This is a genomic window from Streptomyces sp. NPDC005492, assembly GCF_040605995.1.
Classification (GTDB): Bacteria; Actinomycetota; Actinomycetes; order Streptomycetales; family Streptomycetaceae; genus Streptomyces.
This window is the reverse complement of the sequence record NZ_JBEXDX010000008.1, coordinates 55,588-77,801: the sequence shown is the minus strand read 5'-3', so window position 1 is coordinate 77,801 and position 22,214 is coordinate 55,588. Positions and strand designations below refer to the sequence as shown.

The 22,214-nt window shown below is 68.4% G+C and carries 20 protein-coding genes and 2 pseudogenes; 8 read left to right on the top strand and 14 right to left on the bottom strand.

Translation table 11 applies throughout. The annotated features are described in order from the left end of the window. Positions 1 to 8 precede the first annotated feature (8 nt). The 9 genes from ABZT04_RS13615 to hemL form a co-directional block, all read right to left on the bottom strand. Positions 9 to 947: a CU044_5270 family protein gene (locus ABZT04_RS13615; protein ID WP_356056330.1), complete on the bottom strand. Its 939-nt coding sequence runs from the start codon at positions 945 to 947 to the stop codon at positions 9 to 11. After that, a complete protein-coding gene (locus ABZT04_RS13610; RefSeq protein ID WP_356056329.1) occupies positions 944 to 1,558 on the bottom strand; it encodes a sigma-70 family RNA polymerase sigma factor in 615 nt (204 codons plus the stop codon). The genes ABZT04_RS13615 and ABZT04_RS13610 overlap by 4 nt, the downstream gene beginning before the upstream one ends. 85 nt (positions 1,559 to 1,643) lie before the next feature. Beyond that, positions 1,644 to 2,720, bottom strand: a complete 1,077-nt coding sequence (gene ccsB, locus ABZT04_RS13605) for a c-type cytochrome biogenesis protein CcsB (protein WP_356056327.1) — start codon at positions 2,718 to 2,720, stop codon at positions 1,644 to 1,646. Next, positions 2,717 to 4,492, bottom strand: coding sequence for a cytochrome c biogenesis protein ResB (locus ABZT04_RS13600; protein ID WP_356056326.1), 1,776 nt, complete (start codon positions 4,490 to 4,492; stop codon positions 2,717 to 2,719). Before ABZT04_RS13600 ends, ccsB begins: the two co-directional genes overlap by 4 nt. 3 nt (positions 4,493 to 4,495) lie before the next feature. Then, complete coding sequence (locus ABZT04_RS13595) at positions 4,496 to 5,257, bottom strand: cytochrome c biogenesis protein CcdA (protein ID WP_356056556.1); 762 nt, start codon at positions 5,255 to 5,257, stop codon at positions 4,496 to 4,498. A 9-nt stretch (positions 5,258 to 5,266) separates the two neighbouring features. Further along, positions 5,267 to 5,869, bottom strand: coding sequence for a TlpA disulfide reductase family protein (locus ABZT04_RS13590; RefSeq protein WP_356056325.1), 603 nt, complete (start codon positions 5,867 to 5,869; stop codon positions 5,267 to 5,269). Between the two features lie 104 nt (positions 5,870 to 5,973). Continuing rightward, the gene (locus ABZT04_RS13585) at positions 5,974 to 7,269 is read right to left on the bottom strand and encodes a hypothetical protein (RefSeq protein WP_356056324.1); all 1,296 of its coding nucleotides are present in this window, start codon (positions 7,267 to 7,269) and stop codon (positions 5,974 to 5,976) included. 147 nt (positions 7,270 to 7,416) lie between these two features. Next, positions 7,417 to 8,103, bottom strand: a complete 687-nt coding sequence (locus ABZT04_RS13580; protein WP_356056323.1) for a histidine phosphatase family protein — start codon at positions 8,101 to 8,103, stop codon at positions 7,417 to 7,419. Next, a complete protein-coding gene (gene hemL, locus ABZT04_RS13575) occupies positions 8,100 to 9,440 on the bottom strand; it encodes a glutamate-1-semialdehyde 2,1-aminomutase (RefSeq protein ID WP_356056322.1) in 1,341 nt (446 codons plus the stop codon). The genes ABZT04_RS13580 and hemL overlap by 4 nt, the downstream gene beginning before the upstream one ends. Positions 9,441 to 9,954: 514 nt before the next feature. On the opposite strand from hemL, the gene ABZT04_RS13570 reads away from it, so the two are divergent. Further along, positions 9,955 to 10,392, top strand: coding sequence for a hypothetical protein (locus tag ABZT04_RS13570; RefSeq protein ID WP_019061278.1), 438 nt, complete (start codon positions 9,955 to 9,957; stop codon positions 10,390 to 10,392). A gap of 47 nt (positions 10,393 to 10,439) precedes the next feature. On the opposite strand, the pseudogene ABZT04_RS13565 reads toward ABZT04_RS13570, so the two are convergent. After that, positions 10,440 to 11,042: pseudogene (locus ABZT04_RS13565) on the bottom strand (tyrosine-type recombinase/integrase); the annotation flags it as partial. Positions 11,043 to 11,059: 17 nt separating this feature from the next. Between ABZT04_RS13565 and ABZT04_RS13560 the strand changes: the two are divergent. The 3 genes and pseudogenes from ABZT04_RS13560 to ABZT04_RS13550 form a co-directional block, all read left to right on the top strand. Continuing rightward, positions 11,060 to 11,236 (top strand): annotated as a pseudogene (locus tag ABZT04_RS13560) (serine hydrolase); the annotation flags it as partial. Positions 11,237 to 11,492: 256 nt separating this feature from the next. After that, a complete protein-coding gene (locus ABZT04_RS13555) occupies positions 11,493 to 12,023 on the top strand; it encodes a hypothetical protein (RefSeq protein WP_356056321.1) in 531 nt (176 codons plus the stop codon). Further along, on the top strand, positions 12,020 to 14,554 hold the full coding sequence (locus ABZT04_RS13550; protein ID WP_356056320.1) for a tetratricopeptide repeat protein: 2,535 nt from the start codon (positions 12,020 to 12,022) through the stop codon (positions 14,552 to 14,554). The genes ABZT04_RS13555 and ABZT04_RS13550 overlap by 4 nt, the downstream gene beginning before the upstream one ends. 98 nt (positions 14,555 to 14,652) lie before the next feature. On the opposite strand, the gene ABZT04_RS13545 is transcribed toward ABZT04_RS13550, so the two are convergent. Then, complete coding sequence (locus ABZT04_RS13545) at positions 14,653 to 15,327, bottom strand: IclR family transcriptional regulator (RefSeq protein WP_356056318.1); 675 nt, start codon at positions 15,325 to 15,327, stop codon at positions 14,653 to 14,655. 154 nt (positions 15,328 to 15,481) lie between these two features. On the opposite strand from ABZT04_RS13545, the gene ABZT04_RS13540 reads away from it, so the two are divergent. From ABZT04_RS13540 to ABZT04_RS13525, 4 genes are all read left to right on the top strand, one after another. Continuing rightward, a complete protein-coding gene (locus ABZT04_RS13540) occupies positions 15,482 to 16,861 on the top strand; it encodes an MATE family efflux transporter (RefSeq protein WP_356056316.1) in 1,380 nt (459 codons plus the stop codon). A 38-nt stretch (positions 16,862 to 16,899) separates the two neighbouring features. Then, positions 16,900 to 17,718: an SAM-dependent methyltransferase gene (locus ABZT04_RS13535; protein WP_356056314.1), complete on the top strand. Its 819-nt coding sequence runs from the start codon at positions 16,900 to 16,902 to the stop codon at positions 17,716 to 17,718. Positions 17,719 to 17,952: 234 nt separating this feature from the next. After that, positions 17,953 to 18,123, top strand: coding sequence for a hypothetical protein (locus ABZT04_RS13530; protein ID WP_356056312.1), 171 nt, complete (start codon positions 17,953 to 17,955; stop codon positions 18,121 to 18,123). A gap of 83 nt (positions 18,124 to 18,206) precedes the next feature. Then, on the top strand, positions 18,207 to 19,583 hold the full coding sequence (locus tag ABZT04_RS13525; RefSeq protein ID WP_356056310.1) for a histidine-type phosphatase: 1,377 nt from the start codon (positions 18,207 to 18,209) through the stop codon (positions 19,581 to 19,583). Here ABZT04_RS13525 and ABZT04_RS13520 read toward each other — a convergent pair whose 3' ends face one another. The 3 genes from ABZT04_RS13520 to ABZT04_RS13510 all read right to left on the bottom strand — a co-directional run bounded on the left by ABZT04_RS13520 (position 19,584) and on the right by ABZT04_RS13510 (position 22,103). Continuing rightward, entirely contained in the window at positions 19,584 to 19,748 is a 165-nt protein-coding gene (locus ABZT04_RS13520; protein WP_356056309.1) for a hypothetical protein, read from the bottom strand. Positions 19,749 to 19,910: 162 nt separating this feature from the next. Further along, positions 19,911 to 21,362 carry a HAMP domain-containing sensor histidine kinase gene (locus ABZT04_RS13515; protein ID WP_356056307.1) on the bottom strand — a complete coding sequence of 484 codons (1,452 nt, stop codon included), beginning with the start codon at positions 21,360 to 21,362 and terminating at the stop codon, positions 19,911 to 19,913. Beyond that, positions 21,363 to 22,103 (bottom strand): response regulator transcription factor, encoded by a 741-nt coding sequence (locus ABZT04_RS13510; protein WP_356056305.1) that lies wholly within the window; start codon positions 22,101 to 22,103, stop codon positions 21,363 to 21,365. It lies immediately after the preceding gene. Positions 22,104 to 22,214: the final 111 nt, after the last annotated feature.

Genomic DNA, 22,214 nt, shown 5'->3' with positions numbered 1-22,214 from the left:
CCCGCTCCCTACGGGCGTTGGCCCGCCCTGTCGACGACGGCTCGGCGCAGGACGGCTGTGTCGGCGGTGATCTCCCCCTTCTTCACACCCGCGTTGTCCTTGGTCGCCACCTCGCGTTCGCCGAGGAACTCGTAGGTCTTCGCGTCGAAGATCCACTCGTCCCGGAGCGGGTTGTCGGGGTCGGTGCGGGCGATGCCGATGCCGGGCCGGCCGGCCGCGTCCTTCACGTGCTCGACCGTCGTGATGCCGGGAATCCTCGCGACCGCCCGGAAGAGCGCGGCGCTCTGCTGCGGCGGCATGATCGAGTCGCGGAGGAGATCGCCGACGAGCACGAACACGGCCTGGCCCTTCTCCTGATCGCTGTACTTCGTGGCGGTCCTGGCCAGATAGGCGTACATGGCATCGGCGTCGGTCGGCAGCGTCTTCACGTGGTCGTAGAAGGACGACGCGTCCCAGCCGACCTGGCCGGGCTTGACGTCGGGCGGGACGGAGTGCCCCGGCGTGCCGGCCTCCCGCACCAGACCGGTGTGCAGGCCGTCCACCGACATCCACACCTCCTGCCGGTGCGCCGGTGCGATCGTGGTCTTCCGGCCGTTGCCCGACTGCGCGTAGGACACCTTGCTGTCCACGTACACGAACTGGTCGTCGCGGACCGTGCCGTAGGACTTCTCGTGCTCGGCCGCCAGCGCGATGTCCTCCAGGAGCGCGGCGGTCGACCTGCGGGTCGGCGGCTGTACGTCCGTCTGCGGGCCGCCGGACGACGGCAGGACCACGAAGGCGACAGCCGCGGCGGTGGCGACGGCCGCCGCCGCGATGACGGGGCGCAGCAACCTGCCGCGTTTCGGGGCGGGTTGCTCGTGCCGGATCTCGGTCATCAGATGCTCCTTGAGGAGTCGGTGACGGCCCGGCGGAAGGTCTCTCTCGGGGAGTTCCGGGAGTTCGCTCATCGCTTTTCCTCCCTCAGGGGCCCGACCGCACTGCCGCGGTCACCGTTCATCTGTCCGTCCCGCGTAGGGAGTTCCATGCTTTTGACATGTTTCGCGAGTTTTGCGCGAGCACGCGAGAGCCGCGACCGTACGGTCCCCACGGGCACCCCGAGCGCCTCAGCGGCGGCCCGGTAGTCGAGCCCGGACCACACGCACAGGGCCAGCACCTCGCGTTCGGCACGCCGGAGCGTGGCCGACGCCGTTCGTACGAGGGCGAGTTCGGCCGTGTCGTCGAGGCGTGCGGCGACCTCGTCGGCGAAGTCGCGCTCGACCTCGTCACGGGGCAGCCGGGAGACAGCCGCGGCGTGTCTTCGGGCCGCGCGGCGGGTGTTGCGCGTGACGTTGGTGGCGATGCCCAGCAGCCAGGGCCGGAGCGAACCGCCCTCCTCGTCGAGCCTGCCGCGCAGCCGCCAGGCGTCCAGGAAGGTCAGCGACACGATGTCCTCGGCCTGCGCCCAGTCCCCGGTGAGCCGGAAGGCGTGGTTGTAGACGGAGCGTGCGTACGTGTCGAAGAGCTGACCGAAGGCGTCGTGGTCCCCCGCGCGGATGCGCTTCCTCAGATTCGTATCCACACCCTTGCACCTGTCCGCACGACGAAGGCCGGTTCCCGTGACCCATGTCACACGGAACCGGCCTGCGCCGTAAGGGAGTTGCCGCTTACACGCCTGCGTAGGAGTGCTTGCCGGTGACGAAGATGTTGACGCCGTAGTAGTTGAACAGCCAGCAGCCGAAGGCGATCATGGCCAGGTAGGCGGCCTTGCGGCCCTTCCAGCCGGCCGTGGCGCGGGCGTGCAGATAGCAGGCGTAGGCGACCCAGGTGATGAACGCCCAGGTCTCCTTGGGGTCCCAGCCCCAGTAGCGGCCCCAGGCGGACTCCGCCCAGATCGAGCCCGCGATGATCGTGAAGGTCCACAGGGGGAAGACGGCGGCGTTCACCCGGTAGGAGAACTTGTCGAGGCTGGCCGAGGCGGGCAGCCGCTCCAGCACGGAGGTGGCGAAGGCGCCGGGCTTGCCGCCATTGGCCAGCTTGTTCTCGTAGCTGTCCTTGAACAGGTAGAGCAGCGTGCCGACCGCGCCCACGTAGAAGACCGCGCCGCAGATGATCGCGGTCGAGACGTGGATGTACAGCCAGTACGAGTGGAGGGCCGGCACCAACTGGTCACTGGCGGTGTACAGGACGGTGACGGCGATGCCGAGATCGAGGAGGACCGTCGTGACCAGGAACAGGCCGAGCCAGCGCACGTTCTTCCTGAGCAGCAGCAGTGTGAGGTACACACCGACCGCGACCGTGGAGAAGGTGATGTTGAACTCGTACATGTTGCCCCAGGGCGCCCGCCGCACCGAGGCCGCGCGGGCGACGACACCGCCCAGCTCGATGAGGAACGCGAGCACGGTGAGGGACACGGCGATACGGCCGTAGAGGTCGCCCTGTTCGTCCCCGCCGTGCGCGCCGGGCCCGTCCGGGACATCGCGCGAACCGGACGCGGCCCGTACGACGACCTGCGGCCGCTCCAGCACGGTGGTGCCGCCGGCCTTCTTGACGGCGACGGCGGGCGCGGCCGCCTTCTCGGCACCGGTCAGCGCGGCGGCCGTACGGCCGATCTTGCTGCGGCTGCCGAAGGTCCATTCGGCGATGTACGCCAGGAAGGCCAGGGTGTAGACGGCCATCGAGGAGTAGATCAGCGTGTTGCTGATGTTGGCGAGGTGTTCGTTGGTGGCGGCGGCGAGAATCACTGCTCAGCCCCTTCGGCGGGTACGGGGGGTTCGACGTCGGAATCGTCGGAGTCGGGGGTGTGTTCGTCGTCGGTCTTCGTCGGGGCCCGGTCGTGCACGAGTGCGGCCAGGTCGCCGAGTTCCTCGGGGAGTTTCGCGGACTCGCTGCGGCCGAGCCCCGCCATCTCGACGACGGTGACGCCGTCGTCGCCGGTGGTGGCCCGCACCCAGACGCGGCGGCGCTGGATGAACAGGGAGCCGGCCAGACCGAGGATCGCGGTGAGCGCGCCGGCCAGTGCCCAGGTGGTGCCGGGCTGCTGGACGACCTGGAAGCCCGCCCACTCCTTGATCTGCTTGTCGAAGGTGATCGACCCGGCGCCGTTCGGCAGCTTCATCGTCTCGCCGGGCAGCAGTTGGGCCTTGAGGATGTCGCCCTTGGAGTCCTTGAACTGCTTCAGGTTCTTGGTGTCCAACTGGTACACGTTCTGCGGGATGCCCGAGTTGACGCCCAGGTCACCGTGGTAGCCGGTCACATTGAGCACCGGGTAGTCCAGGCCCGGATACTGGGAGAACATCGTGCCGCTGCCCTTGGCGTACGTCGGCACGAACAGGGCCGCGAAGCCGAGCTGTTCGGCGACGCCCTGGGCGTTCTTGTAGCCGTCGAGGACCTTGATCGCGCCCTGCGAGGTGACGTTGGAGTCGATCGGCAGCAGCGGCACGGCCTGGTGGAAGACCACGTTGCCCTTGCCGTCCCGGACGGTGACGACGGGGGCGTAGCCGTGGCTGACGAGGTAGACCTTCGAGTCGCCGATCTCCAGCGGCTCGTTGACCTTGATGGTGTGCTTCTCCGCCTTGCCGTAGGCGCCGAGGCTGTAGGTGATGTCGGCCTGGTAGGTGCGGGGGGTGCCGCGGTTGGGGCCGGTGCGCTCGTAGGTGCCGACGAAGTTCTTCAGGTTGAAGCTGAAGGGGACCAGGTCGTCGTCGCTGAAGAGGTTGCCGGACTTGAAGTCGTCGTACTGCGTGAGGGTGTTGGAGAAGCCGTCGCCCTCGACGATCAGCTTGTCGCCCTCGGACTTGAAGAGCTGGCCCCAGGCGAAGGCGATCAGCATCACGATCAGCGCGAGGTGGAAGAGCAGGTTGCCGGTCTCGCGCAGATAGCCCTTCTCGGCGGCGACGGCGTCACCGGCGACATGGGCGCGGAAGCGGCGCTTCTTCAGGACCTGGAGGGCGGTCTCGCGGACCAGTTCGGGTTCTGCCGCGGTGCGCCAGGTGGCGAAGGCGGGCAGCCGGTCGAGGCGCTTGGGCGCGCCCGGCGGCCGGCCGCGGAGCTGGCCGACGAACTGCCAGGTGCGCGGGATGATGCAGCCGATGAGGGAGATGAAGAGCAGGACGTAGATCGCGCCGAACCAGGCCGAGCCGTAGACATGGAAGAGGCCGAGCTTGTCGTAGATCGGCGCGAGCGTCTTGTGCGCGGACTGGAACTCGGAGACCTTCAGCGCGTCGGTGCCGGACTGCGGGATCAGCGAGCCGGGGACCGCTCCGAGCGAGAGCAGGAACAGCAGCATCAGCGCGACCCGCATCGAGGTCAGCTGCCGCCACATCCAGCGCGCCCAGCCGAGCACCTCACGGCCGGTCCAGGCGAGCCAGCCGGTCAGGCCGGGACTGCGGTTGCCGCCGAAGGAGCCGGGCATGGCCGTCTCGACGGGGGCCGTGGAGAGCTGGGAGCCGGCGGCACCGAGGTCCTGGTCCTCGCCTGCCGGGTTCTCGGGCGCTTCCGTGGACGTCTTGCTCATCGATCAGATCCCTACAGTGAAGCCGTCGGACCAGCTCTGCATGTCCTGCACCAACGCGTCCCAGGCGCCGGTGAGCAGCAGCACGCCGGTCACGATCATCATGGTGCCGCCGACGCGCATCACCCAGACGTAGTGCCGCTTGACCCAGCCGAAGGCACCGAGGGCCTTGCGGAAGGCGACCGCGGTGAGGACGAAGGGGACACCCAGGCCGAGACAGTACGCGACGGTGAGCAGGGCGCCGCGACCGGCACTGGCCTGGTCCATGGAGAGCGCCTGCACGGACGCGAGGGTCGGACCGATGCACGGGGTCCAGCCGATGCCGAACAGCGCGCCCAGCAGCGGAGCCCCTATCAACCCGGTCGTCGGCCGCTTGTGGAAGCGGAACTCACGCTGGGTCAGCCACGGCATCATCCCCATGAAGAACACACCCATGAGGATCATGAGCACGCCCAGCGCCTTGGACAGAACGCCCTCGTTCTCCTGGAGCGTCTGCCCGAAGTAGCCGAACAGGGCCCCGCCGGAGACGAACACGACGGTGAAGCCGAGGACGAACAGGGAGGCACCGGCGACCATCCGGCCACGCCGGGCGTCGCCCAGGTCGGTGCCGCTGACGCCGGTGACGTAGGAGAGGTAGCCGGGGACGAGGGGCAGGACGCACGGGGAGAAGAAGGAGACGAGCCCGCCGAGCACGGCGATCGGCAGGGCGAGCAGCAGGGCCCCGCTGTAGACCGTCTCGTTCTGGCCCGGGAGGGCGGCGGCGAGCAGCACGTCAGCTCACTTCTCCGCGATGACCGGGTCGAGCATCTCGCGCAGCTTGTCCTCGCTGAGCGCCTGGAGCGCGCGGGCCGCGATCTTCCCGTCCCGGTCGATGACGATCGTGGAGGGGATGGCCTGCGGGTTGAGCGTGCCCTTCTTGAACCGGAGCATCAGCTTGCCCGTCGGGTCGTACAGGCTCGGGTACGGGACGTCGTACTTCTTCTCGAACGCCACGGCCGGTTCGGTGCTGGTGTCACGGGTGTTGAGGCCGACGAACTGGACGTCCTTGCCCGCGGTGGCCTTGGCGACCTGGACCAGGTTGTCCGCCTCGGCGCGGCACGGGGAGCACCAGGAGCCCCACACGTTGACGACGACGACCTTGCCCTTGTAGTCGGCGGTGTCGAGCGTCTTGCCGTCGATGGTCTTGCCGGACAGGTCGGGGGCGGCCTGGCGGTCGCCCTTCCTGACGGTCGCGATGCCGTCGGAGCCGGTGATGAAGTTGGTGTTGCCCGAGCCTCCGGAGGTACCTCCGGAGCTGCACGCGGAAAGCACCAACGCGGCGACGGCAACGCCGGCGGTCGACAGGACGGCGCGGCTACGGGCGCGACTGGCGGCACTCATGTGAAAAGTTTCGCATGCCCGTTCTGGGGATCTTGCGCGCCCCCCTCAACGGCGTCCTGCGGGCGGAAACCCGCATTTCAGGCCCGCATTTCAGGCCCCGGTTCTCAGGCCGCGTCCCCGGTGGCGGTCGAGGAGGCGGTGCCGGTAGGGCTCGCGGCCAGGAAGGACTTCCAGCCACCCGCCGGGGCCTGGCCGACGTCGAGCGTGCGCAGCTTGGCGAGCACCTCGGGCTTCTGCACATCGATCCAGTCGGTGAACTGCTTGAAGGAGACGAGCCGTACGTCCGCGCCCTTCTCCTTCTCCTGGGCCATGTGCTTGAAGGCCTTCTCCACGGCGTCCATGTAGATGCCGCCGTTCCAGTGCTCGAAGTGGTTGCCGATGAAGAAGGGGGCGCGGTTGGTCTCGTACGCCCGCTGGAAGCCGGATATGTAGGCCTGCGCGGCCTGGGTACGCCAGCCCGGGTAGTTGTAGGCGGGCGCGTTGGTGGAGTTGACCGACTGGTTGGCCAGCATGTTGTAGTCCATCGAGAGGACCTCGAAGCTGTGCCCGGGGAAGGGAACCGCCTGGAGCGGGTAGTCCCAGACGCCGTTGCGCTTCACGGGCCAGACCTGGCGGCCGCCGGGCGACGAGGCGTCGTAGCGCCAGCCGAGGGAGCGGGCGGTGGGCAGCAGGTTGTCCTGGCCGAGGAGGCAGGGCGTGCGGCCGCCGACGAGCTCCTTCTCGTAGTCGAAGGGCAGCGACGGAAGGTTCGTCCACCCGGTGTTCGTCCGCCACTCCTTCACGAAGGACTTGGCCTGGTCTATCTCGCTGCGCCACTGCTGGGGCGTCCAGTGGGCGACCGTGCCGTAGCCGGAGCAGAAGTGGCCGTTGAAGTGGGTGCCTATCTCGTGGCCTTCGAGCCAGGCGCGCCGGACGTTGGTGAGCGTGGCCTTGACGTGCTCGTCGGTGAGGTAGCCGATGTCGGAGGCGCCGCGCGCGTTGTTCGGCGGATTGTACTGGCGCTTCTTCGACTCGGGCAGCAGATACAACCCGGAGAGGAAGAAGGTCATGCTCGCGCCGTGCTGCTTGGCGAGGTCGAGGAAGCGGGGGAAGAGTCCGTTGCCGACCTCGCCCGCGCCGTCCCAGGAGAAGATCACGAACTGCGGCGGGGTCTGCCCGGCCTCCAACGGCACGGGCTTCGCGGGCTGCTTGGGCTGCGCGCCGGTGAAGGACGTGGAGCCGTCACCGATGGGCTTGGCCCGCGGCTCCATCGACTTGGCGGGACCACCGGAATGCCCCTTCCCCGAACCGCCGGAGGGGCCCGACCCGTCCGCGCCGAGCGTCCCGCACCCCGCCAGTCCTACGGCCGCCGCGGCGCCCGCACCGACTCCGAGCGCTCCCCGTCGCGTGAGACTCCGCATCGCTTCCCCATCCATCGCGTCCTCTGTGGTCAATCTGTGAGAGGACGCGGCGGACGGGAAAGTTCACCGGGAACGGTGTGTGTTGCGAAACAAATGTCACGGAACGGCAACAGGTATGGGGGCGATGTCAGGTGCCCCCGGTCGACCTCAGGCTCCGAACGCCTTGCCCTGTCCCTTCACGGGCTTGGCACCCGCGAGGAGATGGGCCGGTACGAGATCGCGGGCCGGCTCGGTGTAGCCGACGGAAACGATCCTGTCGCCCCGGTAGGTGAAGGACGTCAGGGACGCGAGCGTGCACTGCCGCTTCCGCGGGTCGTGCCACAGCCGCCGCTTCTCCACGTAGGACCGCACGATCCAGATCGGCAGTTGATGGCTGACCAGCACCGCCTCGTGGCCGCGGGCGGCGTCCTTGGCGGCGTCGAGAGCGGCCATCATGCGGACGACCTGGTCGACGTAGGGCTCACCCCAGGACGGCTTGAACGGGTTGACCAGATACTTCCAGTTCGCCGGCTTCTTCAGTGCTCCGTCGCCGACCCCGAAGGTCTTGCCCTGGAAGACGTTCTCGGCCTCGATGAGCCGCCCGTCGGTGGCGAGGTCGAGCCCGTGCGCCTTGGCGATCGGCGTGGCCGTCTCCTGCGCCCGCTCCAGCGGGGAGGCGACGACATGGGTGACATCGCGGGAGGAGAGGTGCTCGGCGACCCGGTCGGCCATCTGCCGCCCCAGCTCGGAGAGGTGGTAGTCGGGCAGACGGCCGTACAACACCCCGTCCGGATTGGCGACTTCACCGTGCCGCATCACATGGACGACGGTGATGTCGCTGTCACTGCTGCTCATCGGGTGGCCTCCGCCGCCGCTTTGGCCGCCGCCGGGAGGGCGTCGGCGATCCGCTGGATGGCCCGTTCGTCGTGGGCCGTGGACACGAACCAGGACTCGAAGGACGAGGGGGGCAGATAGACCCCGTTCGCCAGCATCGAGTGGAAGAAGGCGGTGAAGCGGTACGACTCCTGCGCCTTGGCGTCCTCGTAGTTGCGCACGCTCCGGTCAGTGAAGAACACGGAGAACATGTTGGAGGCGTTCTGGATCCGGTGCGCGACACCTTCCTTGCCGAGCGCCTCGGTGACGAGCGCCTGGATCTGCGCCGATACGGCGTTCACCGTGTCGTAGGCCGCGTCGTCGAGGAGCCGCAACTGGGCGAGGCCGGCGGCGGTGGCGACCGGGTTCCCGGAGAGTGTGCCGGCCTGGTAGACGGGCCCGGCCGGAGCGAGGTGCGCCATGATGTCGGCGCGCCCGCCGAACGCGGCGGCGGGGAACCCGCCACCCATCACTTTGCCGAAGGTCATGAGATCGGGAGTGACCCCGTCGATCCCGAACCACCCGGCCCGGCTGGTCCGGAACCCGGTCATGACCTCGTCGGAGATGAACAGCGCGCCGTTCTTGCCGCACGCGTCCTTGAGCCCCTGGTTGAACCCGGCGACGGGCGGCACGACCCCCATGTTCCCCGGCGAGGCCTCCGTAATAACGCAGGCGATCTCACCGGGATGCCGGTGGAAGGCCTCGTTCACGGCTTCGAGATCGTTGTACGGCAGCACGATCGTGTCGCCGGCCTGGGCGCCGGTGACGCCGGGGGTGTCGGGCAGCGCGAAGGTGGCGACCCCGGAACCGGCGGCGGCGAGCAGCGCGTCGACGTGACCGTGGTAACACCCGGCGAACTTGATGACCTTGGGCCGGCCGGTGAACCCACGAGCGAGCCGGATCGCGGACATGGTCGCCTCGGTGCCGCTGCTGACCAGCCGCACCTGCTGCACCGGCTCGACCCGGGCGACGATCTCCTCGGCGAGCGCGACCTCGCCCTCACCGGGGGTGCCGAAGGAGGTCCCGCGCGAGACGGCGTCCTGGACGGCGGCGATCACGTCGGGCTGCGAGTGCCCGAGGATCATCGGCCCCCAGGAACACACGAGGTCGACGTACTCGCGCCCGTCCGCGTCGGTCAGATACGGGCCGTCGCCGGACACCATGAACCGGGGCGTACCGCCGACGGCACGGAAGGCGCGCACCGGGGAGTTCACGCCGCCCGGTGTGACGACCGCGGCACGGTCGAAAAGAGCCTGCGAGACGGGCGCTTCGTATGAATAGGGCAGTTCGGTTGGCGTTTCGCTGGGCGTTTGGCTCATGACCTGCGACTTCTCCGACTTCTCGGACTCCGGGACCTCAGTTACCTCCTCAGGGTAGGCGGCGGGACGGCGGACACGGGCCCCCACCCATCTGCGAGACTGGGAGGTGATACACACAGGTACACACAGCTCGTGCGGGCGCCGGTGTTCAGGGCTTGCGAATATCTTGCGGACAGGTGTTTCAGCGCACGTTTCGGCGGGCGGCCGTGGGGGAGGTCACTGACACGATGATCGGGTTGCGCGGCTGGGGCCACGCGTCCTAGAAAAGCAGTCGGGTGGAGATATGCATCGCGGTGGCGGACTGGGCGAGGGGACTGACGACCTGGGTCCTCGGCGTGCCCGGCGGGGGAAGCACCGACGCGAGGCGGAGGAAGCCGCCGAGGCACGGCAGGCGCAGCAGGGACAGCAGGGTGGTTCGGGACCTGGTTCGGTCTCGGGTGAGTCGGAGCGGGACGAGCGACGTATCGAACGTCGGATCGATCAGTTGCGGGCGGGGAGCAGGAATGGTGGTCGGGTGGGGGTGACGTACAAATACTTCGGCGCGCCCGACGGCGCGACGGCGGCCCGCGTCCCGATCTCGATGCGCCCCGAGGAACTCGGCGGCGACGAGCTCGGGATGAACGGCATGTTCACCAAGATCAAGCCGGAGACGATGGCCGCGATGGTCCTCACCGGCATCGAGGGCGTCCCCCTCAACAAGGTCCCCCCACTGGAACTGGTCGTCCTCCACCCCGACTACGCGGTGGTCAAACTCCCGATGACGGTCGTCGACCCCCTGCGCGGAATCGGCGAGGAGGCGGTGGGGGCGGCAGCCTTCATCTGGTCGACGGTGCCGGACCGGGGCGGGCCTCGGGATGCGTTCAATGTGTATCAACTGCTGCACGAGTGGCAGGACTTCAGCCATCGGTTGCATGAGGCGGGGCATCAGCCTTATTGCCTTGTTTGGCCTTGAGCTGGGGTTTCTTGCGGATCGGGCGGGGTCTTCGGGCCTCGCCTTTTTCATGTCCCCGGAGGGGCCGTCGGGCGGCCAGGGCACATTGGTTTCGTTGGGGGCACTGATGTGCCCTGCCCTGGGTACCGGGCCGGTCGCCGTCGCCTTCCGTCTCGGCTTCCGTTTCCGTTTCCGTGAAGGCGTCGTCGATCGCCTCGCGGGTGCGGGTCTCGCTGGACGGCAGCAGGTGCGTGTACGCCCGCAGTGTGAAGCCCGGGTCCGAGTGACCGGTATTGGGAGAGCGCCTTGATGCTCTCCCCCGCGTCCAGGAGTACGGAGGCGTAAGTGTGCCGAAGGGCGTGCATGCCGTCTCCCGGGGCCGCTTGGAGGTAGCGCGCGCCACGTTTGCGCGGAGGAATCACGCCGGCGGCCAGGGCGAGCTTCCAGGCACCCATGTTGAAGACGCTGCGGTTGTAGGCCCGGCTCCTCTCGTCGACGAAGAGAAGGCAGAAGGTCTTCGGTTCGCCGTCCGGATTCGCCCATGGCAGGGTGACCTCGACCGCCGGGAAGTCCTTCATGTGGGCCTTGACGGCGACGGCAAGCTGCGCCCGTAGGGGCACTGACCGGATCTTGTCGCCCTTGGGGAGGGCGAAGACGGGCTTCGTGCCGAGCCGCCCCATCCCGCCGACTCTTCTGGCATCCGGCGCCCGGTACGACACATGAGACCGAGGACATCTGGTTGCACCACGGCTTCACAGGCACCGGGATGTGGATCTCTCCGGCGAAAACCCGCTGGGCGGTCCTGCTGACCAACAAGCTCTACTACACCCGCGACCGCGAACGCTATACCCTCGTCCTCGCCTGAACCCCGCTGCATCGAGTGGCCGTGCGGTACGAGACCCGGGAACTTGGTGTTCCACAAACCATTACTGGGGGGGCTTCGTGAGGTCGTGGCTGGTGGGTGATGCCTTGCCGTCCAAGCGAGCCCGCAATCCGAAAGTCATGTGATCCGTCGGACAGGTCCTCACTGCGGTCGTAAATCGCTATGCTCTCCGAGGTCAAAGTACTCAGGGGGGGACATGAGGCCAAAACGGGTCAATGTCAAGATCGCCATACCATTCGTGGGTGAGATCAGCGGGGAATGGGAACCGGACGACGCCGAGCGCAGGGCGGCGTGGGAGTTGTATGTCGAGCTGGCGACGAGGATCTCGGTGGTGCCCTTGCGCACAGGCGAGGGATCGGTACGTGAGGCGCTCACGTCCATGTACAGCCTCTTCGCGACAATCCGAGACATCCTCAAGCGGTACGGCCCCGACGTCGCGTCGGCTGGTGGCCCAGACCGCGTCTCCTTCGGTGTGCTCGCCGTCACCGTCCTCAACAACGCGTTACGCCCTACTCTCTCCAAGTGGCATCCCCGACTCGCGGTCTGGGAGAGCACTCTCGTACCAGGCCGTCCACTCATCGACCACGAGAATGCGTGGCCCGAGATCGACGCTTTCCGTGCCGACCTGGAGGCGTTGCGGCTAGTCCTCCGGCAGATGGCCGACGTCCTGGGCGACGTGGCGGGTGCCGCCGACCTGATCCGCGTGTCCGAGACCGTACCTCTGCAGATGGCCAAGCAGCCGGAGCCGAGAGGACAAGCAGACCAGTGATCAAGGCATTTTTCTCCTACTCAACGAAGGATGCTGACTTCGTGCGGGAGGTGGCGTCCAAAGTCGGTCGCGCCTTCGCCAGGATCGACTTCCGGTCCTTCGCCGCTGGCGGGGATATCCTCGAATCCATAGACGAGGCGCTCAAGGAGTCCGCCGCGTTCGTGTTCTTCCTGAGCAAGGCGGCACTCGAATCCCCCTGGGTGGCGCACGAGATTCGGGAGGCACGCTTCCAGGCTGCGATAGGGCGAATTAAGAACACGCTGGTCGTTCGTCTCGATGATCGCATTTCTCAGGAGGATCTGCCCGACTGGCTGAACCGCTCCAAGTACATCACCGCCACAGCAGCGAAGCCCGTGGCGCGCGAGATCGGGACCCTCATCGACGATCTGGTTCGCCAGGGCCAGAGCCCCCGCTTCGTGGGCAGGGCAAACGAGATCGCCGCTCTGCAAGACGCCTACTCCTCTCCAGGACCGGGTGCGGAGGCTCAGATCGCCTGCGTGACCGGGCTTTCGGGCATAGGCCGAAAGTCGGCGCTGACCAAGATGGTCCGCGAGTCACTCGACCTCGAACGCTTGTTGGTCACCGACCTGGAGCCGGGAGACACTGTCCAGACACTTGCCATGAAGCTCTGCGCTCAGGTAGACCCCTCGGAGACGCCAGAGGAGTCCCTACAGAGAACCAAGGAGATCGCCGCCCTCGATAGCCACGTCGCTCTCGCCCTCGTCTTGAGCAAACTTCGCGAGATCTGCGCCTACCGCGAGATGCCTGTCCTGAACGACGCCAGCGGACTCATGGACAACGACGGCGACATGGCGCCCTTCGTGCTTGACCTCATCGAGGCGCTTGGCAAGTACCCAGAGATCGTCATTGCTCTGCTGACACACCGACGCCCCACGCGGCAGCCCTTCACCGCCCGGGGTATGGTCCAGCCCACTGTGGTCCACCTTCGGCCCCTCGACAACTCTGATATCAATCGTCTGGTAGCGCTGGCGGCGAGAGCGCGCCAAATGTCTTTGACGGCCCCGACAGTCAAGAAGATCACCTCTGCCGTTCGCGGCTATCCGCCCTCGGTGACGTACGCGCTTGAACTCGTCGAGGCGTACGGCGCCGACCTGGGCGCCAGCGACCGCGTGCTGTCCACGGTGGGTGCGGGCCTCTTCACGCGCTATCTGAAGGACAACCAGTTCAGCGGTCTGGAGATGCGAATCCTCCGTGTCATGAACGCCAACAGCCCGCTGCCGTTGGCTGTGCTACGGAAGGTGATTGACGCGACCGACGGCGAACTTGAGACCGCACTCACACGGCTCATCGACGTATCCCTGATCGTCCCGACTACCGGCGGTTGGTACGAGGTGTCCGGCCCGGCGGCCGACACGATCCGAGATGTTTTCGGACAATGCACGAGGGCGGACTATGCAGCCGTGGCAAGTGGCCTCGACGCCTTCCTCGCGCAGCGCGACGACGGCACGGACTTCCTGGCTCTCCAACGCACACTCTTCCGCGCCTTCAACAACGCCGGGCGCGCGTCCACATCAAGGGCCTACGCCCTTGTCACGGACCACGTGCAGCTGGCCGAGCAGTACTACCACGAACAGAGGTACGAGCGGGCGGTGCAGCTGGCCAGCGAGGCCTTGGAGGTCGATCCCACCATCCATCAGGCCCGTACGACGCTCATCCGCTCCCTGGTGAAGCTGAGTGAGTATGACGACGCCCAGGAAAACATCGCAGAACTGAAAAAGCGGGGTCAGATCCGCGACGCCTTCTTCCTGCTGGGATTCCTGGAGCGGAACCGAGGCGACCACCGGCAGGCCCTCCGGCATTACCAACAGGCATTGGACCACGGTCGCGGCGGCATGGCCATCCATCGCGACATGGCCGACTGCTACCTGCGACTGGGCGACTTGAAGCGCGCCGAGGAGCACATCTCAACTGCTGAGGAAAAGCAGCCCTACAATCGGTACGTCGTGGACCTGAAAATCCAAATCGCCTGCAAGCTCGGCGACGAGAAGACGGCCCGGGAGCTGCTGCGGCGCCTCGCCGACATCGACCGGCAGGAGATGGTCAGCCACCGACAGTCGCGGGTGGAATACCTGTTTGGTCATCTGGACTGGGCGTACGAGTTCGCTGAGCAGGCTGTGGCCCAATCCGAGAACATTCGATTCGAGGTCCTCGCCAACTACGCGCAGTGCGCGCTGCGCACGTCTCACGTCTCGGAGGCCCGCGAAGCGCTCAACCAGTTGGACCAAGCTTTCCACCGCCAGCGACGGGACATCCGCACCGGTCTGCGGGCCAGGCTGTGTATTGCTGAGCAGGACTATGAGACAGCGCTCGACTACGCCACGAAGTTCGTCAGTCCCGAGCGCCCGGTACATCTCCAGATCCGACAAGACGCGGTGCGTGGACTACTTGAGCGCACCGCGCTGTCCAACCAACGGCGGGCCGAGCTCAAGGCCGAACTCAGGCATTGTGAAGAACGGCTCGCTGGGCAGGATGGGGACTTCGACCTGGATGCCCTGACGGGCGCGGACTAGCCTCGATCTTGCATGAGGCGGGACATCAGCCCTATTGCCTTGTTTGGCCGTGAGGTTAGGCTGTGCGGGATGTGAAGTCGGCATATGAAGTGGAGCCCCTACGCCCGAGTCGCCCCCAAATCCCGCGAGATGGCCCGAGCGCAATTCCGGACCGCCGACACCAACCACCCCCGCGCTTCGCCCTCCGCACAGATGCGCTCCGCGGCCCCCGTAATACCCACCGCCGCGACCGCCGTCCGGCTGTCGTGGATCGGGGCGGCCAGGGAGAGCAGGCCCGACCAGGCCGGTTCCGGGGCGCAGGTCCAGGAACGTTCCCGAGGGGTCAGGGCCGCGCCGAGTGCCGTTCCCTCCACGGGCACCACCGTGCCGGTCTGGAGCAACTGCCGTGTGTCGTCGGGCCGGCGGGCATGGTGGATGATCAGCACCCCCGACCCGTGCGGTACGCCGACACGGACCGCTTCTCCGGTGGTGCGGGCCAGGTCGTCGGCCCAAGGGAGGGCGCGGGCGCGTAACTCGTGGCGCTGGAGGTAGCTGCCTCCGAGCCGCGCCAGTTCGGCGCCCAACCGGTACTGACCGGACGTCGCGTCCTGCTCCACCAGCCCCTCGACCTGGAGTGTGCGCAGGATTCCGTGGACCGTGGCCTTCGGCAGGCCGAGGGACGCGGCGGTGTCGGAGAGGCCGAACTGGCAGGGGCCCGTGGCGAAGAGCCGTAGTACGGCCGCGGCTCGGGACACGGACTGGATAGGACCTGTACCTGTACCTGGACCTGGCATGCGGCCACCTCCGCTGATGACTTGGCACCGACGCCCGCCCATGACACCGCGCATCTGCATGTGCCGTGCACTCAACCGGTCGGACTCGGCCAAATATCGACGTCATCTCGACGTCATCTGTCGTCCGCCACGCCAAGGTCGACACAATTGACCGGTGATCGCCGTACGTTCACCGAAGAAGGAACACTCCGAGCTGCGGTCGATACTCGGGTTCAGTCTTCCGATGTCGGTCGCCAACTACGTACAGCAGTCGTACCTGTTGGCCGACAGCATCATCGTCGGCCACTACGTCGGTATCGGTGGCCTCGCCGCCGTCGGTGCCGCCCAGCCGATCTTCTACCTGGTCAACGCCGTCTTCCTCGGGCTGGTCAGCGGCTTCGCCATCCGGTTCGCGAGGATGACCGGATCCGGCCGGGCCGACCAGCGGCAGGACGCGGTGATCGGCCTGGCCGCCTTCGCCGTCGTCTGGGCCGCGCTGTGCGTCGCCCTCGTCTTCGGCGCGACCGGCTTCTTCCTGCACGCCATGGGCATCCACGGCACCGTGGCCGACGGCAGCACCACCTATCTCCGCACCCTCGCCCTCGGGTTCGTCGGGATGTTCGGCATCGGCGCGCTGGGCGGCTTCCTGCGCGGGCTCGGCGACTCCCGGACCGTGATGTACGTCCTGGTGTTCAGCAGCCTCCTCAACATCGTGCTCGCCTGGAGCTTCGTGGCCGTGCTCGGATGGGGGCTGCGCGGAGCGGCCCTGGGGACGGTGACGGCCAGTTGCACCGCGTTCGCGGTGGGGCTGGTGCTCGTGGGTCGGCGGCACGGCATCCACCGCTACCGCAGCACGCTTCCGGCGCTGCTCCGGCAGGCCGGTTCGTCCCTGCGGCTGGGCTTCCCGGTGGGCATCCAGCACGTCATGCTCTCGCTCGGCAGCATGGTCCTGACCTCGCTGATCGCTCCGTTCGGCACGGCCGCCATCGCCGCGTTCAGCATCGCCTCCCGGCTGGAGGCCCTGGCCGGGCGGTTCTACCTCGACCTGTCCGGCGCGGTGACGGTCTTCGTCGCCCAGCACACCGGGGCCGGGGACGCCGAGCGGGCGCGCCGGGTACTGCTGGACGCGCTGCGGATCTGCCTGTGGGCGACCCTCGCGGAGTCCGTACTCGTCATCCTGCTACGGCACGACATCGCGGCCGCCTTCACCGCCGACGCCCCGGTGCGCGCGATCGTCGGCTCCTACGTCCTCATGACGTACCCCTTCTTCCTCCTCTACACGGCGATGGCCGTCACCCACGGCTTCCTCAACGGCATCGGCCGGACCGTCTTCCCGCTGGTGTGCACGATGCTGTCGTTCCTGGTCTTCCGGGTGCCCATGGCGTCCCTGCTGAAGGGCCCGCTGGGGCTGGACGGCATCATCTGGGCGGTGCCGATCGGCTGGTTGGTGGGCCTGACCTACACCGCGTTCGCCGTGCGCCGGTACATCCGGGACGCCGGGCGGCACATCCCCGTACAGAAGGCCCCCGAGTCGGTTACGGGCATGTCAGGATGATGATCTGACAGCCACTCACCAAGACGGAGCCCGGCCTCATGACCTCTCCCAGCGGGGACGGCAGTGGCGCCCAGCCACTGATCATCGACACCAGCAAGCCCCACCCGGCCCGGATGTACGACTACTTCCTCGGCGGCAAGGACAACTACGAGGTCGACCGGGAGGCCGGCGAGCAGTTCATCAAGGCGGCGCCGGAGGTGCGGGAGGGGGTCCGGGCCAACCGGCGCTTCATGCACCGGGCCGTCCGGCATGTCGTCGAGGAGGGCGGGGTGCGGCAGATCCTCGACATCGGCACCGGGCTGCCCACCGAGCCGAACGTGCACCAGATCGCGCACGCCATCGCCCCGGACACCCGGATCGTCTACGTCGACAACGACCCGATCGTCAGCACCCACTCCATGGCCCTCATGGAGGACACCGACACCTCCGTCATCCTGGCCGACCTGCGCGATCCCCGCGCCATCCTCGACCATCCCGAGGTGCGCAAGGCCATCGACTTCGACCGGCCGGTGGCGGTACTGCTGGTGGCCGTCGTGCACTTCCTGTCCGACGACGGGGACCCGTACGGCATCGTCGCCACCCTGCGCGACGCGCTGCCCGCCGGTTCGTATCTCGTCCTGTCGCACGCCACCGGTGACGTCCACGAGGACCACCGCGAGGAGGCGGTGTCCGTCTACAACCGGGCCACCGCCACCCTGAACCTCCGCACGCACGCCCAAGTCCTGGACTTCTTCGGCGACTTCACCCTCGTCGACCCGGGCCTGGTCCGCGTCACCCACTGGCGCCCCGAGGAGACTCCCGACCCGGGCGCAGCCCCGATCGGTATCTACGGCGGGGTGGCACGGAAGGACGGCTAGGGCCACCAAGCGCGCCTGCGCGGGCCGCCGGTGACGCGCGGTGAACCACTGCGACAGCGAAGGCTGCGAGACGTCGGTCGGTTCGGTCGGCTGGCGCGGTGAGTGGTGGGGCCTGCTACACCCCCGAATGGGCAGCCCACCCCATCGTGACGGCGGTCCGACGGCGGGATCGTTGATCTCACAAGGTCGACGATCCGCCGTCACCGACTCGCCCGAAGGAAGCGTGGGACCGACATGCCTCACAGCGCCATCTCCCTCACCAAGGAAGCCCGTACCGCCGCCACGTCGTCCGCCGTCGCCCCCGGCTCCGTCCGGCGAACCCCGAGCACCACGCCCCGCGTCATGCCCCTCTGGCAGGCGATGGCCCACCTGTTCGCCCCGGACGAGAGCACGGTACGGCCGTAGGACTGTGGTGGCCTGACGACCGTACGGCTCGGCGAAAGCGTCAGTGCACCCGGTGTTCACGTCCTCCGCGAACCATGCGCGTCATGAGACGTGTCACCGCACCCGCCCTCGTCCTCGGCATGGCCGGCCTGCTGGCCACCTCGTTCTCCGCCCAGGCCGCAGCCGGCAACAGCCGCTCCCACACCGACAGTTACGGCACGAAGGCCGTGTACCAGCCGGAGCAGAGCTCCCGCTCGTACCAGAAGGCCCCGGCGGGGTTCACCCCCGTCTTCACCGAGAACGTGTCCCGGCACGGCTCGCGTGCCGCGACCGACAGTTCGGACGGCGACCTGATCCTCGCGCTGTGGACCAAGGCGCAGGCCGAGGGTCAACTCACCGCCAAGGGGCGGGAGTTCGGGCCGAAGGCGCAGGCACTCGAAGCCGCCATGAGCACCGTCGGCTACGGCGACCTCAGCGCGCGCGGCAAGGAGGAGATCCACGACACCGCCGTACGGATGGCGAAGCGGCTGCCGACCCTCTTCGCGTCGATCGCGAAGAACAAGGAACCCGTCGACGTCGTCAGTTCGGGTCAGGTCCGTGCCGTCGACAGCGCCAACCTCTACGGCGCCGCGCTCGCCGAGACCGACCCCGGCCTCACCTCGCTGATCGGGTCGACCCGGACCGACAAGGACCTGCTGTACTTCCACAAGGCCGACGGCGGTGCCGCGTACCGCGACTACATCGCCAACGACCAACGGCTGGCGAGCACTTTGAAGACCGTCACCGACCAGCCGAAGACCCACAGCGCCGCCCGTGACGTACTGAAGAAGCTCTTCAAGCCGGCGTTCGTGGACCGGATCACGGCGGGCGAGTTCGCGTCGATCGGCACGGATGTCGAGGCCGCGACGGCCGTCTACAACCTGTACGCCATCGCCCCGGCGATGAGCGAGGAGAGCCCGGGCGGCAAGGGCTGGGGCATGGACCGGTACATCTCGGCGCGCGACGCCGACTGGTTCGGGTATGTGTCCGACGTGGAGGACTTCTACGAGAAGGGGCCGGGCTTCGCGGACAGCGACATCACGTACAAGATGGCGGACGTGCTGCTCGACGACTTCTTCGAGAAGGTCGAGGCCAAGCGGGACGGCACCAGTGACCTGGGCGCCGAACTCCGGTTCACCCACGCCGAGGAGATCATCCCGCTGGCCGCGCTGATGGGCCTGCCGGGCAGCACTCAGGGGGTCACGGTCGACCGGCCGTACACCTACACGAGCAACGCGTGGCGGGGCGCGGCGGTGGCGCCGCTGGGCTCGAACATCCAGTGGGACGTCTACCGCAAGGGCAGCACGTACCTCGTGCGCATGCTCTACAACGAGAAGGAGACGGCGTTCAAGGCCGGCTGCCGTCCCGTCTCGAAGGGCAGCAAGTTCTACGACCTCAACGAGCTGGAGCGCTGCTTCGGCCGCACCGGCTCGAACGGCTGATCAACGCCGGGGCCCCGCGCTCTCCCGGGCGCGGGCCGCCGCCGCGAACGTCCGCCCGCTCATCCCGGGCCGCCGGTACGCGCTGATCGCGGCCGTGTTGTCCGCGTCCACCATCAGCGCGGCACGCCCGTGCTCCCCCGGCACCGCCGGCGTGGAGTCCGTCATCCTCTGCCACGCGGGCCCGGTTCCACCACGCCCCCACCGTGAACCCGATCACCGAACCGCCCCCCTCCCGCCGTTCGAGCCAAGGTAGAAGACGCCTCCGCCAGGTCCCAGGCAGCTCACGCGGCCCGGCGCAGATGCCCCGCACCGCCTCCGCGGAGACCCTCAGCCGCGACCACGCAGCCCCGCCCCCGAACGCGGGTCGACCACACCCCCCACCGTGAACCCGATCACCGAACCGCCCCCCTCCCGCCGTAGCGCGAAGGGTGCTCCGCCGTGGGCCAGGGAGACCTCGCGGACGATGGAGAGGCCGAGGCCCGAGCCGGGGAGGGAGCGGGCGTCCGCCGCGCGGTAGAAGCGGTCGAAGATGCGGAAGAGGTCGGTTTCGGAGACTCCGGGGCCTCGGTCCAAGACTTCTACGCGGACCGTGCCCGGGCGGGCGGGGCCGGAGACCGCGATCTCGATGGGGGTCCGGCCCGCGCGGTCGAACTTGGCCGCGTTCTCGACCAGGTTGGAGATCGCGCGCTGGAGCATGCCGGGGCGGCCGTCGGTGGTCGTGTCGCCGCTCGCGCGGACGGTGATGTCGCGTCCGGTGCGGCGGCGGGCGAGCACCGCCACGTCCTCGGCGATGTCGGCGAGGTCGATGTGCTGGGGCGGCTCGGTGTCGGACTGGCCGGCCGCCAGGTCCACCAACTCGTTGACCAGGTCGGTGAGTTCGCGGGCCTCCTGGGAGAGGTCGGCGACCAGTTCCTCGCGGGTGCCGGGCGGCAGTTCGTCCATGCGGCGCAGCAGCGAGATGTTGGTGCGCAACGACGTGAGCGGGGTGCGGAGTTCGTGGCCCGCGTCCTGGATCAGCCGCCGCTGGTCCTCCTCCGACTGCGCGAGCCGGCCGAGCATCCGGTCGAAGGCGCGGCCCAGCCGGCCCACCTCGTCGTAGCCGGTGACCGGGACCTCGACGCCGAGCCGGCGGGTGCGGGCCACGTCCTCGGCCGCCGCCGTGAGAATGATCAGCCGCCGGGTGATCCGCCGGGCCAGCCACCAGCCGCACAGCCCGGCGAGCACCACGACCGCCGCCATCAGCACGAACGTCCGCTGCTGCAACGCCCGCAGCAGGTCCTCCGTGTCGCTGAACTCCTGCGCGACCTGCACCGCCCCCCGCCCGTCGCCGAGCGAGACCGTCGCGATGCGGTACACGTCCTCGGCGACGGCGACGTCCTTGTGCTCCTCCGTCGTACCCGCCACCTTCGCGCCCGCGACCGCCCGGTCGTCGCCGGTGACGGGCAGCGCCGGGCTGCCGCTGTCGACGACACCGCCGTCCGGCCCGAGCACCTGTACGTCCGTACGGGCCGGCCGCACGATGTCGTGGCCGGGCGCGGAGGAGGAGAAGTCGTCGGGCGTCATCTGGTGCGTCCGCACCTCGTCCTGGAGATCCTGGACGACCTGGTCGAACACGGACTCCTGGTCGACGCGGACCAGCCGCGCCGCCGCGCCGTACGACAGCACACCGACGAGCAGGGTGACGACCGCGGTCACGGCCGCGAAGGACACCACGAACGTGGTGCGGAGCGAGACCAGCCTCGGCCGCCGGGCGACGACCAGCCGCCGCAGGCGGCCCACTCAGTCCTCCCGCAGCACGTAACCCACGCCACGCACCGTGTGGATCAACTGCGGTGCGCCGGGCTCGTCGAGCTTGCGGCGCAGATAGCCGACGTAGACGGCGAGGTTCTTCGAGCCCGGGCCGAAGTCGTAGCCCCAGATGCGGTCGTAGATGGTGGAGTGGTCGAGGACGATGCCCGCGTTGCGCACCAGCAGTTCGAGGAGTTCGAACTCGGTCCGGGTCAGCTCCAGTTCGCGCTCCCCGCGCCAGACGCGGCGGGCCTGGAGGTCCATGCGCAGGCCGGCCGCCGAGATCTGCTTGTCGGACGCCTGCGGCTCCTCCTTCAGTACGTCCGCGGAGCCCGAGGCGGAGCCGCCGCCGAACACCGGCACCGGGCTGGTGCGACGGAGCAGGGCGCGCAGCCTCGCGAAGACCTCCTCGACGTCGAAGGGCTTCACCACGTAGTCGTCGGCGCCCGCGTCCAGGCCCGCGATGCGGTCGGCGGTCTCCACGAGTGCGGTCAGCATGAGGATCGGGGTGCTGTTGCCCTCGGCGCGCAGCACCCGGCAGACCTGGAGGCCGTCGATGCCGGGCATCATCACATCGAGAAGCAGCACGTCCGGTGGGGTGCGGTGGGCCTGCGCGAGCGCCTCGACACCGTCGGCGACCGCGGTCACCTGGTAGCCCTCCAGGGTCAGGGCCCGCTCCAGGGCATGACGGATGGCACGGTCGTCTTCGGCGAGCAGCACAGTCTGGGGCACGGCACCCAGTGTGCCAAGGCCTCCGGCGGTGGGGCGGTGGGGGCGGGTCTACGATCACCCTTTTTACCGGGCTCTCACCGTGGTGGGCGCAACCCGGGGCGACCTCCTACC

Excerpts from the sequence above, each read along its gene's own strand:
- ABZT04_RS13615 (WP_356056330.1), bottom strand. The coding sequence starts at position 947 with ATGAGCGAACTCCCGGAACTCCCCGAGAGAGACCTTCCGCCGGGCCGT.
- ABZT04_RS13600 (WP_356056326.1), bottom strand. The coding sequence starts at position 4,492 with ATGAGCAAGACGTCCACGGAAGCGCCCGAGAACCCGGCAGGCGAGGAC.
- ABZT04_RS13590 (WP_356056325.1), bottom strand. The coding sequence starts at position 5,869 with ATGAGTGCCGCCAGTCGCGCCCGTAGCCGCGCCGTCCTGTCGACCGCC.
- ABZT04_RS13585 (WP_356056324.1), bottom strand. The coding sequence starts at position 7,269 with ATGCGGAGTCTCACGCGACGGGGAGCGCTCGGAGTCGGTGCGGGCGCC.
- ABZT04_RS13580 (WP_356056323.1), bottom strand. The coding sequence starts at position 8,103 with ATGAGCAGCAGTGACAGCGACATCACCGTCGTCCATGTGATGCGGCAC.
- hemL (WP_356056322.1), bottom strand. The coding sequence starts at position 9,440 with ATGAGCCAAACGCCCAGCGAAACGCCAACCGAACTGCCCTATTCATAC.
- ABZT04_RS13545 (WP_356056318.1), bottom strand. The coding sequence starts at position 15,327 with ATGCCAGGTCCAGGTACAGGTACAGGTCCTATCCAGTCCGTGTCCCGA.
- ABZT04_RS13535 (WP_356056314.1), top strand. The coding sequence starts at position 16,900 with ATGACCTCTCCCAGCGGGGACGGCAGTGGCGCCCAGCCACTGATCATC.
- ABZT04_RS13530 (WP_356056312.1), top strand. The coding sequence starts at position 17,953 with ATGCCTCACAGCGCCATCTCCCTCACCAAGGAAGCCCGTACCGCCGCC.
- ABZT04_RS13525 (WP_356056310.1), top strand. The coding sequence starts at position 18,207 with ATGAGACGTGTCACCGCACCCGCCCTCGTCCTCGGCATGGCCGGCCTG.
- ABZT04_RS13520 (WP_356056309.1), bottom strand. The coding sequence starts at position 19,748 with ATGACGGACTCCACGCCGGCGGTGCCGGGGGAGCACGGGCGTGCCGCG.